The following is a 15,266-nucleotide window of genomic DNA, read 5'->3' as shown; positions in this document are numbered from 1 at the left end:
CTTTCCTCTGCTGTACTCAAAATCAATGTTTGAATCACCTTCCAGGCCAGCCTGAAATAATGATAAAACCCCGGTCTTAATGCGATACCACTCGAATAGCCCGTTTCTGTAAGTTTGCCGTCACCGTCAATGTTTCAGAGGTTGCACCAGGAATTGCGACAAAGACCCCCGAACCTGCAGATGACTCGACTTCCCACTGATAATTCATTGGTATTCCGTTACACAAAGCAATTGAACACATTGCAACGGCCAGGAGGTTATCCCCAACGACAGGATGCCCAGTCAGCTCGGTACCGTTGCTGTATATCAACAATTTGACCGGTGTTTCTGGCACAAAAGAGAGCTCTGTACTGGCCAGATGATCACCGATGGTGGCGGTCACCGTGGTGACTCCGGCATTAACATTGGCTAGCTTCACCGTCACCTGCCCCTCATTATCTGTCCTGGCCGCAGGGGACAGGACCGTCGCACCATTGTCTACCTCAAACTCCACTGCAGTAGCATTGATAGGATTGCCATGGCTATCGGTTACCCTTGCTTCAACCTTATTAACATCAACGCCATTAGCGTATGCATGATCGCTAATCACCATCAGCTCAATGGTCGCAGTACCGCGATCGGCGGTGAGCACCACGTCGTGCGACTTCATCTCCACGGCGGCACCATTTACTGTAGGAACTACGGTTACCGTGCCTGCGACTGTTCCACTCAGTTTGCCGCTGTACACGCCGTTATTTTCCGTTACCGCGCTCAGCGTAACCTCGGGAATACCCGTAACCTCAAAGGCCACCGTTAACCCTTTAATAGGCTGGTGATTGATATCCTGGGCAGTAAAGTCCAACGTACTGGTCTGTAAACCATCAGCAATAATTTCTGCCGGTTCTACGCTAAAAAGGGAGTTTTCCGGGCTCAGTACCTGACTACTCGCGATTAAATTAACTTTAGCTGAAGCCAGAGAGATATCATTAATGGTTGGAGCAATAATAGCTTCTCCCTGGGAGAACCCTGCCGTTAACTGATAGGTGTAGACCCCCGGTGCGGTCTCGGTAACGGCACTCAACAGCGGGTTACTGATAGGCTGAGCTGCCCCCGTATTCGGTGTAAAATGCAAATCCGCAGTCAGTTGGTCTCCCATTCCCTTAACCGGCAAGTTGTTAACATCTTTTAAATTCAAGGTAATCAAGCTCTTGGCAACGCCATCAGCAGGTATTTCAGCCGGGGAAGCCTGAATGCTGGAATTGACCGTGCTGACATTTTGTTGTGTCACAACGATCTGTGTGGTACTGCGGTTTGAGGCATTGCCCTGATTATCGTAAGCCACGGCACCTAACGTGTAGTTATTATTGCCTGCCCTATAAGGGGGTAATTTTATCGAAATGCTTTGTGAAGAGGTTTGTATAACCATCCCCCCGGCTGCCACCAACGATGCGCTATCCCAATCGATTCGTTCAAGCCCATATTTCGCCGTCACCTGTGCATCCACTTTGATCGTTTCAAAGGCACTTCCGGTCATTTGATCCGGCAATGCCAATTGGATTAACGTCTGTTTCTGGTACTCCAGCACAATCTGGTTATTACGTTCCACCAGATCATAACGGCTACCTGCCAGCGTACGGCTTGCTGCCACCGCAGAGGGATCTATTTGCGCCTGCCATGATTCGCCCAAACGGTAGTTCAGTTGCACACTGATGTTGCTATCGTTACGGCTACCTTTGCCAGCACGGTGCTCTGCTCCGATAGTGATCAGGGGGATCGGCGTATAGTTGATCCCCGCAGTGATCGCATAAGGATTTTTCTGCCGGTCATCCTTACCAAACAATGCCACTTCGTCACCCCGGTACTGCTCAAACATCAACTTTCCACCCAACTGAGGATAAGCGGGCAAATACGCTTCTGCCCGCAGGTCATAACCGTTGGCAGGACGTTCATTGTAATCAGCAAAATCCCGGGATTGATGCCAATCGGTGAGAGCCAGATAGCTGTTAGCCGATAGCTTCAGGTAATCCGTCCAGGCTTCAACCCCAAAGCCGACGCGGTCGTTCTTACTGGTCATGTCACGATCAAAAAAGGCGTTAACACCATACATCCAATTATGTTGCACAGTCCGAACACCCGCCCCGAGATTGACGGTGTTGCGGCTGTCTTGGTTTCTAAGTCCTAACTGGCTGAATAAAAGCGATTTTTTGTTATCATAAAGCGGTACCAGCAGGTCAACCGAGCTCCCTTCCAGGCTGAAGTCATCATTAAGATTAAGTTGAACGCGCGCAGTCCCATACGAGCTCAGCCAATGTTGTGCCGAATCATTGAATTCACCCACCACCATCGAACGCGCCATGCCAGCCGCTGCCAACGGGGTGTTATCAGCAGCTAACAGTGTGGTCCCCTTTAACAGGCCATGTGCCAACCTCTCATTATGTTGAGGAGGGGGTACCGCTGGGGAAGCTTCTGTTTGCTGGTTTTTTACGCTCAATGAGGCTGCGGTCGGGATATCAATTTCATCGCCGCTCCCCAGTTGATTGAACGGTTTTGAAAATGAGCGAAACTGATTAGCCCTTTTTAGCTCCTCCAGCGTAATATGCTGTTTTTTAGCCACACTATAGACGGTTTCACCCACCCCCAAGGTGTATGGCTCGGTTTCATACAGCGTAACAGGCTTGGTTAGTGGAGCGGGGGCAAGCATTTTTGCTATTACTGGGACAAAGGAAAGGCTCAACGGCAATAACAGTTGAAAGGTAACATTAACCCACACAACAAGAGGTTTGAATGCCACGGAGGAAAACTCCAACGGGATATCTGTTAGAGTAGTCGGGCTTTAATTCTTTCACAAATGGGAGGAGGCATTGAACTACACCGTGCTGACTTCAAGCGGATGCACGCTCCCGTCATCAACGGTTGTTGAACCAGTCTAGCGTGGCTAACTCTGCTGGCTACGGTAAAGCATTTTGCCCATTATTGTCCTCCCCATCTGCGGTACTCCGCGTGACCAAAGCCTGGATCCAACATCACGCAATCGTATAAGCTGTAACAGTACCCTCTGCATCCGCGATAGGGCCACCGATAAAGCCCAAGCGGATGCTCGCATAGCCTCAAGCGAACCAACCGATCTATGCTCATCTTATCTTGATGTTTTATAAAAACCATTATAGTTATGATTTTAATTGATTTTTTATAATTAAACTTTAAAAGTTTAATTTCAGCCTACATTTTAAAAATCATCTGATTTTCATTAAATTTACTAGCTGTAGCAGCTATCAGCAGATGAACAATGCTTTCCCCCTACTCACCCTTTTAAGATTGCCACTGCCAGCAAGCCTAGATACCATCAGCATCAATTTTAATCAGCTTAGTGGCATCAATGGCTACACATCCCGATCAAACTACCCGCGACCTTGCCCATCTCGCTTTCTGTGCTCTTGTTGCGTTACAGACCGCTGTTCAGGACGGTGCTGTGACTTCCCCAATGGCAGAGCATTTTTTTATTGTTCGCTGGCTGGCTACCGCCCAAAAGCAGAAGCGTTTTCCCAAGACAATCGCGATTGATATCCAACTGCTGTTGGATAAGGGCCGTAAGCAAGGTATCGGGGCCAAGCTTAAATCTCATCTTGAGTATGTCTGGCGCTCATGCAGCGGTGAAATACAGCAACAAAGTGACCTTTTTAGGCTGACCTACACGCTGGAAAGCCTCAAAGTACTGGGGTGGCGTAACGAGTTGGTCACTCCTGCTGAATGGGATTCAGAGGCGCTGGATGACGTTGCTCCTGCGATGTATGTGATTAAGGCAGCACTGCAATCAGCTTTCACCAGTGAGGGCCAGTTGGTCACACCACTTACATTTAAGGTTGTTGGGGATACGCAGATCGTCGTGGATGCGATGACAGCCAATAGTCTAACCACCGAATGGTTGGGGAATGTCGTGACACTCACGCCTTAATGTTGTCCATGTGTCAACGAGGTTGTAGCAGAGATCGGGGCAAGATAACATCTGTATGGCATCTCGAAGGGTTAACTCTGTTGGTTGAGGAGAATGGGCGATCAACACTACCCAGTTTTGGAACCAAGAGGAGTTAGAATATTGTCACATCTCATATTATATAAGGATATAGCATTGTGAATACACAGTTCGATACGTTTATCTCCCTTTTATTATCAATTATAGATAACAAGTTCATCCTATTTTCATTCATCTTTATAATGATGATGTCATCTCTTTATTACATTAAGCGTAAAGCGAAATCAGGTTTTTCCATTGTAAATAGATTTTGGGCCTTTTGGCTTGGTTATAAAAAAGAAAGCAAACATGACTTCATTAATGACATAATTGAAATTGAAAAATTTAATTACCACTACAATACTGATGCTGTATCGATAAAACAAAAGAAAAAGTTCGAGGGTTGGATTAAAAAGTATGAGTTAAACTTCAGAATCATCGCAAAACTTAAACGAAATCTTATAATCGATACATTGAAGATAAAGAAAATCAACAAAGTAATACCAATACTAACTTTTTTATCTCTGTTCCTCCCCCTCTTTCTTTTCTTTGCAGCACTGGTTGTAGCTATTAAACCAGCAGGATTAATAAACATCAATAATACAGGTTGGTTTTGGTTTAATAAAAAAGAGGCAATAGAGTATAACGTTTTAGGTGGCAGGGAAAACTCTTGGGTTATAACACCACAAGAATGCGAGAAGAAAACTGACATAGTCATAAAACTACCGCCTCAAACTATAGATATAATCTGTGAATCTTTTAATAGCCAAAGGTCATTAGAATACATCGATACCTTAGTAGCAAAACAAAGATGGGCATTTGGCTTGTTAAGTGTAATACTTTTGTTTTTTGCTGCTATTCTTTTCAATATTACTTTTCACTTGATAATTACATTCGATGCAAGAGAAATGCTTCTCTTTAAGATAAAAAATACAGATCTGACAGAGGTAAATAAAAAGAGGGATAGGTAGTCGTTAAAAGCTACCTATTCCATTTTCAAACGAATTAGTTTACTTCTTTGATTGCAGTTGCACTTTGCAAGAGATTTCACTGGGTGCCGGTTTTTTACCATCCAATATGGTGGTAATGACAGCCCGGCATTCACCCGGTGAACTCGATTGAACGTAAAGGGTATTAGCTTTGGATGGTGTTTCTGGTATCCTCTCTTCGGGCGTAAACAACCAGATAAGAACAGCAATGATGAACGTGATAATAGCTGTGATGATTGTCTTTAATTTTATTGGGGCATTATGTACCACCTTAATTAGCATTGAAAATGTTATGAAGCACACCGGTATAAAATGCAGCACAGATCGCATGATACAATACACGCGATGGATTATCCCAGCATGGGATGAAATACGCGCCTGGAATATCTCTCTTTAAATGATAGCCTGGATGCACCAGAACAAAATTGATGGCTTTTAGTGTGCTGGCAATATCAATAAACCCTTCACTTTCTTGGCTGTCGATGATAATGACATTTAAATCCACGTAATGATCAGGAAATTCATGCTCTTCTGCGGAGGATATTTTTTTATATAAAACATCACGTTCGAAACCGGGTAGCTTACTTTCATCTATTGCTTCTGAGTTACATGTGAATATATTAACTTCGAGATCGTGCTCTGGCATTTCGAGTAATGGAGGCACTGAAAAGTCCAAATAGCAAACATTGCCTTCTATATAATAGGTTTTCATATGGCGTTCTCAATGTAATGAGGGGGGGAGTAAAATCCAGGTGGGTATAAATTTTCTGACGGCTATCCAATGGATAACCGCCTATAAATTACAATCCAAATACGTTAATATAGAATTGACCGTTATTGTCATCGGTCTTTTGAATGCGGTAGGTGATCGGTCGAGATGAGTTAAGTTCTATGTGTTTACTATATGTAAAATTAACATCCGCCGCACATAAATAAATGTCAAGATTGGAATTATGCTGTTGAGTTCTCACATTGCTAACTGTGATTGATGGCACATACACGGGATCTACTTTCTGTGCTGCTGTATAGCGTGTGGCGGGTCTATCAGCATAGGGTTTACTGGCAATATCAACAACCAGGTTTTTAGCCTCATCACTGTTGCATTTTGGTGTGCCAGAATCACAGCCAGAAAGAATAATAATGGCAGCACATATCAATAATTTTTTTAGTTTCATTAAATAACTTCCTTATTAATTGTCGTTCTTATCTGTTCAAGAAGGTTAGCCGCCCGGTTATAACCAATCCTGAAATGATGTTGAACGGCAGTGACACTATTGTTTAGTTCACCACTGACGAGCATATTAAGAGTTTGGACATAAAGTGGATCTACTGATAATATCGAATTAGCATCAATGGATTTTTTCATTTCTGATTTCAGAATAATCATGATTAGTACCTACTAGCTATCTTTATTTTTTTGATTAATATTATTAAGTGTACCCTCAAGGCTTTCAACGCGACGAGTCAATTTTATTAAGTGCCATGCACTTACAAGGACAATACCGATAATAGAGCCAGTTAAGAAATTCATATTAGGATCTCGAGGGTTTAGCGAAGGTTATTTATTTTTATAGAGGCCATCCATAGCGCCAATCGCTGACATCCCACAGTAAGCTTCACAGCCTTTAGTAGTCACATTGATAGTTCTATCCATGTTTTCGCTAAAAACTGCCATGCATTGGCTGCTTTGATCATCAAATACCCAGCGATTACGTTGCTTTTTGTTCGGTGGGATAGGTTCAGCGTTCCCCTCCATGTTGCAGACGCCAGAAGCATCATATGCAGCATTGATGCTGAACTCGGCACCGTCATGTCTTGGTTGCAGTGTTAGCAAGCCGTTAGGTTTTACGTATTCACCTGCCAGCGCAGAGGTGCTAACTAGCGCCATCAATGCCCATATACTCTTCCTCATCTTCCTCTCCTTAGCACAAATGTCTATTAGTGAGTAACATAGTTAATTACACACCAATAATGATGTTTATGCAAGAGTAAAATACACTGAAAATTCCACTTATTAGGTAAAAAAAAACTTAGGGTAAGTGGAGTCATGTCTAAATTGACGGTTACAGAAGCAGATAAACTAATTGGGCAACGCATTCAACAGCGTCGTAAGGAGCAAGGGCTAACGGCTGCAAAGCTTTCTGAGGAGATCGATGTTTCACAGCAACAACTCTCACGTTATGAACGTGGGACCAACAAAATTAATGTTACCCATTTGATTGATATTGCGACTCGCCTAGATACGCCAATAAGCTGGTTTTTCATGGATTTTAGCTCTGATGCCAATTCAGGTATTAGCGAACATGGTCATAAAAGTTCAGAAGTGAAAGACGATGAGTTAAAAGCACAGCTTGACTATTTATGGCCTCGATTGAGTTTAGAACAACGTCGTGCATTTGTTGTGCTTCTTGACTCTTTAACTACTTAATCCCAATGAATTGAAATACCTTGGATATTATCAATAACTACTATGCCATAGGTATTTCTAAAATGTTGTTTGCATTTACAAACCATTATCTAGTTAATAGTTTCTCAATGAAATCATTTGCCATGACATGTATTTTTTGATAAAATGTCATTGTGGTAAAGTGAATATTTACAGCCACTCAATCCAGTAATATTTAATTAATCCTTAACGGGAGGTACAACTGTATTTCAAATTCGACTTGTTGACTATTTTAACTTAAATGGAAACGTTATGAATATCATCCATCAGGAAGGTTATAGGCTTCCCGTCAATCAAAAATTGATTGCGATATTATTTAAAGAAATGGACAAGGCTCCGCCTATAAATCAAAGATTGAAAGCTGTGTCATTTATTTTTAGAGACCCCGAATACAGTGCCGAGTGTGGTGGCTATCATCCAGTGGAAATCCGGCTAATCAGAAAGGACGAACAATGGCATTTCGATTACGTGACTGACTTTGCCTATATGGGCCGGGCTTATCCTGAATTGGAAAAGGAAATTGATTTTAGCTGGTCACAACAATATACATTTCATGCTGGATTAGGCGACCTCGGGCATAAAGCTGGGTGCGAGCTATTTGAATTATGGCAATCCAACTTTATTCAGTATTACGACCTAGACGTTTATACCGTCCAGTTCCTTTGGGAAATCTAAATTAAATCCATTTGGGGTATCTATTGTGGTCAAGGATAGAGGGATCAGTGCGTCCCAACAGGGCGACCTGGATTGTCTGTGCGGGGCGTACAGCTTGGTGAATATGATGGGCTACCTGTTTGATGGCAAAGTGAAGAGAAAGCCACTGATGCGCGCCTTGTTGCGAGAATATAGCTATGAATGGCCTTTAGAGGAGTGGCTGACCCACGGTCTTGATGAACCCCGAATGGATTACTTGATTGACCGGGTATTGCGGCAAGGATACTACCACAAGCACTTCCCCACTCAAATCAGCCAGCCCTTCCGAGAACTTAAGAGATTAACCACCCAGCGTATCCTCACCGAGATGGCCGAATACCTCAACCACAGTGACTTTTCCCGCCTCATCCTAATTAGCGATCAACATCACTGGTCAGTCATCACCCGCATAGACAACCCATACCTCTACTTCTTCGATAGCAGCGGCCGACGAAAATCATCACGCAATAGTTGGTCACTCAAGCCCGGTAGCAGCTCACACCAACTTTTTCCCGACAGTATTTACTTTGTTGAACGGGAGTTCTGACATGATTGATCGCTGCAATGAAGATTTGATCCTAAAGCAGGCACAAACCATCATCGAGAACCGCTATATCCGGGGCCAGCAACTGCTATCAGTACAAGAGGTACGGGACTATCTCATGCTCAAACTGGCACCGTTGGAACACGAAGTGTTTGGCTGTCTATTGTTAGATAACCAGCAACGCATTCTCGCTTACCAGGAACTGTTCAGAGGCACTATCAACGGCGTCAACGTCTACCCTCGCGAAGTGGTGAAGCTAAGCCTGCACCATAACGCAGCGGCGTTGATCCTTGTCCACAACCACCCCAGCGGTGAGCCGGAACCCAGTCAGGCAGACTTGGCAATCACCAAAAGGCTGGTATCTGCATTGGGATTGGTTGATGTGCGGGTGCTCGACCACTTCATTATTGCTGGTACTCAAACCGTCTCAATGGCGGAGCGTGGGCTGCTGTAAGCAACCCTACTTCAATTAGCCCCAGCGGATTAGCTCTGAGCGTCAGCTAAGTGCCAAGTTCGGACATTGCAAACATCACGCTGTTTTAATCAATGGGGAGCATGTCATCTCGGGTAGCGGACTTTTGCGACAAGCCGCTTAAAACTGAAGCGTGCAGCAGAAAGACTGCTGCACGCTGGCATCGACCTTCGGGGAGCAACGTTCAAATCTGGCGTCCCGAAATTAGGCCCAGCACCTTTAAATCATAAGGTCACATATCTCTGCTGGTAACATCTTTCTTCCAAGTGAGCTCATTAAGCTAAGCATGCCTCAAGAAGTAATACATCCGACTGTCTCAGCGGTCAATCCGACTAAAATTTTTAGTCCGGGTCATAACTGAAGTGACAAGCCGCGAGTAACTCGGTCGAGGCATAGACACCGTATCTTCCTCTCTGTCGTCCTGACTCCGAGATCAAGTGAAGATTTTTACGAGCACGGGAGCTCAATACATAGAGGAGCTTGCTTGCGGCGACATGTCCATTCGCTTCATTGAAGTGCGGTACCATGCCCTCCAGTAAGCCAAAGGCGATGACGACATCGAACTCGGCGCCCTTGACACCATGGATGGTGGAGACTGTGATGCCGGTTCGCTCGCGAAAAACTTTTTTGAAGAATGATACTTGATTGATGTACGTCGCCCCTTCCTTCTGCAGCCGCTCTATTCGCGCTGCCGAACTGCTGAAAAATGCCTCTCGGTGGGTCAAGAGCGCAGGATGGATTTCCTGGGAGATATCGAGCCTCTTGAGCAGATCGTTGAAGGCCTGGTCCAGGTAGCGGAGTCCGTCCGTTTCATCGATTGTGAGTGCGTTAATTTCCCGCAGCAAGATGCGCGGAGTCAGTGTTTTGGTGTCAACGCCGAAACTATCGAGGTCTTTGATTACGTCGTTTGCCCAACGCATTCGCCTGACGAGCAGTCTGGGGGAGGAGTCCGTTAGTAAAACCTTGGAGACCTTGAACCAGAAATTATCGAAGTTGTTACTGAAAGGGACGAGACCTGGGCCATCAAATTGCTGGTCAGGCAACATCGCCACTAGTTTTCGTGTCGTGGATGCAAGCAAAACCCACTGTGGAGCGAGAACGCAGATGTTTTCGGGAGAGTGGCCGTTGGCGAGACTCGCCCGAATCAACCTTACAATCTCATCATGCACATCGCTGCGTGTTACGTTTTGATTGTAGGTCACCCGGCTGGGAAACTTAGCATGTTTCCCAGCGCCGTTGATTTTTGTTGCGTGTACGCTGTAGTTCGAAAAGTAGCTGATAATTCGCTCACTGGAGCGGTAGTTTAGGCTGAGCGCAAACTCCTTAATCGAGATCCCGGCGCGGGTACGGAATTCATCTACTGGCATAGCGTAGCCACCCAGTGAGCCATAGATAGCTTGATTCGGATCGCCAACGATGAGTATTTTGGTCTGTCCGCTGCCTGCGCGAAGTATGGACGTCACAATAGTGTACTGGATCTGTTTGGTGTCCTGATACTCATCCACAAGGATGTGGGAAAACACACGCGAGAGCAGCACTGCGATTTGGGCTCTGTCCCGCATCAAGCTGTAGGCATGCCAAAGGATAAGTTCGAAGTCGATCTGTCGGTTCGCTGAAAGCTCGTCGAAGTACGCCTTCAAAACCTCATGTATGATATGGTGTTTTCCCACGTCTACACAGCCAAGCTGATACCCCGTCTCAGTAACGTAGTAATCGCAATCCCAATGAGTGACACCTTTATACGGAGCGCATAGCCTCTCCAATAGGCGTTCGCGATCATGCGGGTCGATCACGCGGTAACCGTGAGCAAGTTCAGGGGAATAGATGCCGTATGGCTTGAGTATCCACTCTAGACAGAATGCATGGATCGTACCAATCCATAGACCCGAAGTGTCGACTCCTAGGTCCTCAATACGCTCTTGAATCTCATCTGCAGCGCGGTGGGTGTAGGTAATGGCTACAACGATCCGCTTGTCAGTACGACGAGATAGTTCGTAGGCAATTTTGTAGGTCAGGGTGCGGGTTTTACCGCTGCCAGGGCAAGCGATCAGAAAGATGCTTGATGGCTCGATCACTGCCGCCGCCTGCTCAGGATTGAGGTCCCTTGGGTCCCAAGCGAACATCACTGCATCTCCGCTAAGAATGCATCAATAGCGTCTCCCGGTAGCATGTGTCCGATTGCTATCCTGAGTTCAGCCAAGCCAATATCCCCTTGCGCAAAACGCTCAACTTCCAGAAGAAATGCCTGCTTCGCTGGCGAATTCAACACATCGGAACCGTATCGGTATTCGGCGCGATGTTGGAGAATTCTGGCAAGAAGGGGGAGAGGAAATGTGCCATGTGCAAAATGAATGGCCTGCATGATGTAGGCTGGGATCTGGACTTGGGGAGTGAGGTACTCAGCGAGCAAGATAGCGAACCACCCCTTGCCCTCTTGCTTGGCCATCGTCAGCGTACGACGGCCCATTTGTCGCAGGTCTCGGGATTGGAGTTGCTGCTTTGCCTCGTCCCTGGTTCCCTCGTCCTTGTAGACTTTTGGAATGGTTTGGACAACGGCCTCATGGTTACCGGCTGCGACAAAGTCGACCTCAAAGGTGTGTTTGGCGTAGAAGGTTACAATCCATGGATTTTCTGCAGTGAACTCAGTCAGATCGGCCTGCCGTTCTAAACCGGCTTTCTGGGACCCAGCGGCTTTGGCCTTTATCTTAGCCACACCTTCCGTATCAGTTGTCTGTACGGTGATGTCAAAGAAGGCCTGGTCCAAATCAGTGATGATGGCGCATCGTTTCTTAATGCGGAGGTTATGGAAGAGAACCGCAACATTCTTAAAGCCTGTGCTGCGAATGTTGATGACACTGATGCCCAACTCGTCAACGCTTACTCCCAGTACTAGCTTAATTAGGATTGGTATCAGAATTTCCTCCACATCACCTTCGACGAGTATCACGCTTTTGGCGAAGAGCAGATTGCTACGCACCGCATCCAGGTAACGCTGGATACTGTTGATCTGAGAGGGCTCAAGACCTCTGGCAGGCTGATAGGCCTCGCAGAACGATCCATGACGGCCCAAGATGTTGACATTGCTTACATTGCTGACTTCAGAGATGTGAGTGGAGTGAGTAGTGTAGATGATCTGCGCGTCGCTGTATGCGATGCGATCGAACAGGGTTTTTTGAATGTGTGTATGGATGTGCGCTTCCGGCTCCTCGATCAGGAGGAAATTGGCCATGGCCAGCTTTTCGCGCTGGTACTTGAACTCCAGTAGTTTGAGCGTCAGATAGATGAGGTTGGCTCCACCTAGGCTCAGCTCATGAATTGCGCCTTCGTACCCTTCCTCTGATTCACCCACGAAAAGTCGGAGAGACTGGAAAAGCTTATCGGCTTCTTCGGGAAGATCGGATTTGATCGAGAGTGAGGCTGGCGAGTAGGTTTCACCTGCGGCGTCCTTGATGGTCTCACGAATGTGATTGCGAACTGACTGGACGTCCTCTAGGCCTTCGATCGAGGTGTTGAGTTCGCGGACCATCTCGGTGATTGGCTCCATCGTCGCTGGATTGATCTCTCCACTCTTGCTTTTGAGCAGGGTGAGTAAAGGGTTGGTGCGGTTGTTGTGGAACTCAGAAACAACATCGCGCAAGGCCTGGATGAAAGTCAGCGATACCTCTTTCGTAACGGAAAGGAAGCCGGGCACCTTTGCCCCGATTTCTGGAAACTCCGTCTCTGATGAGAAGTCACAAATATCGAAATCGCCAACGATGCTTTTGTATACCGCAGGATTGCCGAAGTCGGCCCAGCTCCGTCCTGTGAAAATCGTTTCGTAATCATCGATCGTGATTGCGTCACGGATCTCCGAGAGTTGTTCATACTCAAACGCTCCCAAGGCTGCCAGCTTCAACCTGATTTCTTTTTTAGGCCGGAAGATCAGGTTATAGGTGGCCTTATGAATCGGCCCATCATCCACTGGAGCTGTTCCATGGAGGAAGAGTGCCTGAACGGATTCATCGGTGGTGATCTCCTCAAACTCCATGCTGATGATAATCCAGTGGCCCTGCCATTGGCCGAGTGAGCGGCTGAAATCAGACTCATCTAGGCGATAGGCAGCACGCACCATGGTGTCGTCAAGCAGGAGGCGGATAGCTCGCAGGATGTTAGATTTACCGGAGCCGTTTTCCCCGATAATGGTGTTTACTCCCTTGTGAAACTGCAGAGACGTGTTCTTGAAGTTCTTGTAGTTGACCAGGGTCAATTTGGAAATATGCATGGTTCTCCGGCCTGCTGCTCCTTGAGCAGCCTTAGTTTTTTGCCCACGATTTTAGCGCAACTGCTGTATAACTACGAATGGTGAATGGCCACCTTGGTTAAGGTTAGCGTTGCATCGAAACGTTGAACTCACAGCCAAAAGCAGACATTTCTAACGCTACGGTGCGTTAATCAATGGGGAACTGACCAAACTTCTTACAATTACCAACAGGTAAAGATTTCTGATAATGTTAGCTAAAGAAGGGAGGCGTAATGTCAGAGATTAATTTACACGATGCCGCACGGGCCTTACCTCAGGATCGGGAAACGCTGTATCACTTGGTCTGGAGCGAGCCTGCGGAGCGTATCACTGAGCTGTATGGCATCAGTACTGAGTTACTAGCGAAACGATGCAGCGAAATGCGTATCCCCAGACCACTTGCCGGTTACTGGAAGGCGCTGGTGAAAGGAGCTGCCCCTGCAATTCCAACTCTGCCTGCTCTGAAAAAGGAAAAGGTGGTAAAGGTGGTAAAGGTGCTGAAGAATAACACTCCATCAGTGCAACCTTCCACCATTATGGCATCAAAGCCAGTGTCTTTAGTAACCCGAAAGCAAGCTCCCGTTATGGGGAATGCCTATAGATTGATAAACGATCTCAAAACGTATCTACCAGCCTCCTCGGTTACAGAAGATGGCTATTACAAGCCTACGAAAAAGAAATTACTGGATCTCAACGTTTCTGATACGGGATTTGATAGCGCAATAGAGTTCCTGAGTCGGTTCTTTGATGCCCTTGGGAAAAAGGGGTATCGTGTAACTCTGGATTCGCAGGGAGAAAGGCTACATCGTGCAGATATTGATATTAAGGAAGATCCGAAAGAGGGAGGATATCGCTGGGCCAATTTATGGCGGCCTTATACGCCAAGTATCATTTGTATTGGGGATATGTACTTTGCGTTTAATCTTGCTGAAATGACGGAGTATGTCCCAGCGAAAAAAGTCAAAAATCGCTATGTACGTGATGAAAAGATGGGGCGCTGGATGCGGGGAAATAGCAGTTTTTTTCCTCACGTATCGAAACATACTCTTCCTACCGGGCGATTTCTGTTGCAGCTTTACTCGCCTTATTCTTCCGCCAAATGGTTACTTCAGTTCCGGCAGACAAAGCAGTGTGGATTGATTAGCCAGATCCCTAAGATGATTTCGGCGATACAGGAGGCTGTTCCGCTAATTTCAAAGCAGTTAGAAGAGGCCAGAATCGAAGCTGAGGAGTGGCGTATTCAGTATGAGCGGAAACACGCCATATATCTGGAAAAGAAGCGAATAGAGCAGGAAGAGGAAGCGTACAGCGCCAGCCGCACCGAACTGAAATCAATTATGGCCCAGTGGAATGAAGACAAACGACTGGAACAGTTTTTTGACCAAGCAGAGTCAGATGCGGCAACATTTGATGAGCAGCAGAAGGTAATGGTTATGGAACGTCTGCAACTGGCCCGCCAGTTCCTGTCGGATGATACGGCAGTTGAGCGGCTGTTGAAGTGGAAAACGCCGAAAGAGCGATTAAACAATGGATAAGCCTATTACCTCAGCACTTGTGAATCGGCCAACTGACTATCACTATGAACGATATGAGCTTCCTTTAACGTCAACTTCATCGCCAGTAAGTCTCTCAATAACCTCAATTGCGTCTGGGTCACCATGCCAGGCCATGCAATTTAAACAATCGCCTCCACAATCAAGATTGAGAGTCTCTGGTATTTTGCTCATTGGCTGACCGCATGTCAGGCAGTTGTTAGTTTCCACTGGGAGGACATCCTGTTTTTTTTAAATCAAACTGCTCAGTGTTGTCTAACATACCACAATGTAAGGCCACTTCGTTTGAGACAGTCATAGGG

Annotated in this window: 14 protein-coding genes; 7 read left to right on the top strand and 7 right to left on the bottom strand. The window is 46.2% G+C overall.

The features are described from left to right. Positions 1 to 76 precede the first annotated feature (76 nt). Positions 77 to 2,770 (bottom strand): ZirU family protein, encoded by a 2,694-nt coding sequence (locus ACKWMY_RS20145; RefSeq protein ID WP_409486909.1) that lies wholly within the window; start codon positions 2,768 to 2,770, stop codon positions 77 to 79. 585 nt (positions 2,771 to 3,355) lie between these two features. Between ACKWMY_RS20145 and ACKWMY_RS20140 the strand changes: the two genes are divergently transcribed. Both ACKWMY_RS20140 and ACKWMY_RS20135 read left to right on the top strand, forming a co-directional pair. Beyond that, a complete protein-coding gene (locus ACKWMY_RS20140) occupies positions 3,356 to 3,931 on the top strand; it encodes a DUF2913 family protein (RefSeq protein WP_409486908.1) in 576 nt (191 codons plus the stop codon). A gap of 176 nt (positions 3,932 to 4,107) precedes the next feature. Beyond that, complete coding sequence (locus ACKWMY_RS20135; RefSeq protein ID WP_409486907.1) at positions 4,108 to 4,959, top strand: DUF6216 family protein; 852 nt, start codon at positions 4,108 to 4,110, stop codon at positions 4,957 to 4,959. A gap of 289 nt (positions 4,960 to 5,248) precedes the next feature. Here the strand turns inward: ACKWMY_RS20135 and ACKWMY_RS20130 are convergent, their stop codons facing one another. The 4 genes from ACKWMY_RS20130 to ACKWMY_RS20115 all read right to left on the bottom strand — a co-directional run bounded on the left by ACKWMY_RS20130 (position 5,249) and on the right by ACKWMY_RS20115 (position 6,889). Further along, positions 5,249 to 5,689, bottom strand: coding sequence for a hypothetical protein (locus ACKWMY_RS20130; RefSeq protein WP_409486906.1), 441 nt, complete (start codon positions 5,687 to 5,689; stop codon positions 5,249 to 5,251). Between the two features lie 88 nt (positions 5,690 to 5,777). Beyond that, positions 5,778 to 6,152: a hypothetical protein gene (locus ACKWMY_RS20125; RefSeq protein WP_409486905.1), complete on the bottom strand. Its 375-nt coding sequence runs from the start codon at positions 6,150 to 6,152 to the stop codon at positions 5,778 to 5,780. Next, complete coding sequence (locus tag ACKWMY_RS20120; protein WP_409486904.1) at positions 6,152 to 6,364, bottom strand: DNA translocase FtsK; 213 nt, start codon at positions 6,362 to 6,364, stop codon at positions 6,152 to 6,154. Before ACKWMY_RS20120 ends, ACKWMY_RS20125 begins: the two co-directional genes overlap by 1 nt. A 171-nt stretch (positions 6,365 to 6,535) precedes the next feature. Next, positions 6,536 to 6,889 (bottom strand): acyl-CoA dehydrogenase, encoded by a 354-nt coding sequence (locus ACKWMY_RS20115; RefSeq protein WP_409486903.1) that lies wholly within the window; start codon positions 6,887 to 6,889, stop codon positions 6,536 to 6,538. Positions 6,890 to 7,024: 135 nt separating this feature from the next. On the opposite strand from ACKWMY_RS20115, the gene ACKWMY_RS20110 reads away from it, so the two are divergent. The 4 genes from ACKWMY_RS20110 to radC all read left to right on the top strand — a co-directional run bounded on the left by ACKWMY_RS20110 (position 7,025) and on the right by radC (position 9,114). After that, positions 7,025 to 7,405: a helix-turn-helix domain-containing protein gene (locus ACKWMY_RS20110; RefSeq protein ID WP_409486902.1), complete on the top strand. Its 381-nt coding sequence runs from the start codon at positions 7,025 to 7,027 to the stop codon at positions 7,403 to 7,405. A gap of 270 nt (positions 7,406 to 7,675) precedes the next feature. Beyond that, positions 7,676 to 8,098 carry a DUF2787 family protein gene (locus ACKWMY_RS20105; RefSeq protein ID WP_409486901.1) on the top strand — a complete coding sequence of 141 codons (423 nt, stop codon included), beginning with the start codon at positions 7,676 to 7,678 and terminating at the stop codon, positions 8,096 to 8,098. Positions 8,099 to 8,201: 103 nt separating this feature from the next. After that, a complete protein-coding gene (locus tag ACKWMY_RS20100) occupies positions 8,202 to 8,663 on the top strand; it encodes a hypothetical protein (protein WP_409486921.1) in 462 nt (153 codons plus the stop codon). Between the two features lies 1 nt (position 8,664). Further along, positions 8,665 to 9,114, top strand: a complete 450-nt coding sequence (gene radC / locus ACKWMY_RS20095; protein ID WP_409486900.1) for a RadC family protein — start codon at positions 8,665 to 8,667, stop codon at positions 9,112 to 9,114. A 359-nt stretch (positions 9,115 to 9,473) separates the two neighbouring features. Here radC and ACKWMY_RS20090 read toward each other — a convergent pair whose 3' ends face one another. Both ACKWMY_RS20090 and ACKWMY_RS20085 read right to left on the bottom strand, forming a co-directional pair. Next, a complete protein-coding gene (locus ACKWMY_RS20090; RefSeq protein WP_409486899.1) occupies positions 9,474 to 11,255 on the bottom strand; it encodes a UvrD-helicase domain-containing protein in 1,782 nt (593 codons plus the stop codon). Next, a complete protein-coding gene (locus ACKWMY_RS20085) occupies positions 11,255 to 13,393 on the bottom strand; it encodes an AAA family ATPase (protein ID WP_409486898.1) in 2,139 nt (712 codons plus the stop codon). Before ACKWMY_RS20085 ends, ACKWMY_RS20090 begins: the two co-directional genes overlap by 1 nt. A 251-nt stretch (positions 13,394 to 13,644) precedes the next feature. Here ACKWMY_RS20085 and ACKWMY_RS20080 point away from each other — a divergent pair, with 251 nt between their 5' ends. Further along, a complete protein-coding gene (locus ACKWMY_RS20080; protein ID WP_409486897.1) occupies positions 13,645 to 14,946 on the top strand; it encodes a hypothetical protein in 1,302 nt (433 codons plus the stop codon). Positions 14,947 to 15,266: the final 320 nt, after the last annotated feature.

This window comes from Serratia sp. J2 (assembly GCF_046269175.1).
Taxonomy (GTDB): domain Bacteria; phylum Pseudomonadota; class Gammaproteobacteria; order Enterobacterales; family Enterobacteriaceae; genus Chania; species Chania fonticola_C.
The sequence above is the reverse complement of the archived record's forward strand: the minus strand, read 5'-3'. Positions and strand labels throughout refer to the sequence as shown.

Coding starts and splice junctions, on each gene's coding strand:
- ACKWMY_RS20110 (WP_409486902.1), top strand. CDS start 7,025: ATGTCTAAATTGACGGTTACAGAAGCAGATAAACTAATTGGGCAACGC.
- ACKWMY_RS20115 (WP_409486903.1), bottom strand. CDS start 6,889: ATGAGGAAGAGTATATGGGCATTGATGGCGCTAGTTAGCACCTCTGCG.
- ACKWMY_RS20105 (WP_409486901.1), top strand. CDS start 7,676: ATGAATATCATCCATCAGGAAGGTTATAGGCTTCCCGTCAATCAAAAA.
- radC (WP_409486900.1), top strand. CDS start 8,665: ATGATTGATCGCTGCAATGAAGATTTGATCCTAAAGCAGGCACAAACC.
- ACKWMY_RS20140 (WP_409486908.1), top strand. CDS start 3,356: ATGGCTACACATCCCGATCAAACTACCCGCGACCTTGCCCATCTCGCT.
- ACKWMY_RS20125 (WP_409486905.1), bottom strand. CDS start 6,152: ATGAAACTAAAAAAATTATTGATATGTGCTGCCATTATTATTCTTTCT.
- ACKWMY_RS20120 (WP_409486904.1), bottom strand. CDS start 6,364: ATGATTATTCTGAAATCAGAAATGAAAAAATCCATTGATGCTAATTCG.
- ACKWMY_RS20085 (WP_409486898.1), bottom strand. CDS start 13,393: ATGCATATTTCCAAATTGACCCTGGTCAACTACAAGAACTTCAAGAAC.
- ACKWMY_RS20090 (WP_409486899.1), bottom strand. CDS start 11,255: ATGTTCGCTTGGGACCCAAGGGACCTCAATCCTGAGCAGGCGGCGGCA.
- ACKWMY_RS20130 (WP_409486906.1), bottom strand. CDS start 5,689: ATGAAAACCTATTATATAGAAGGCAATGTTTGCTATTTGGACTTTTCA.
- ACKWMY_RS20100 (WP_409486921.1), top strand. CDS start 8,202: ATGATGGGCTACCTGTTTGATGGCAAAGTGAAGAGAAAGCCACTGATG.
- ACKWMY_RS20080 (WP_409486897.1), top strand. CDS start 13,645: ATGTCAGAGATTAATTTACACGATGCCGCACGGGCCTTACCTCAGGAT.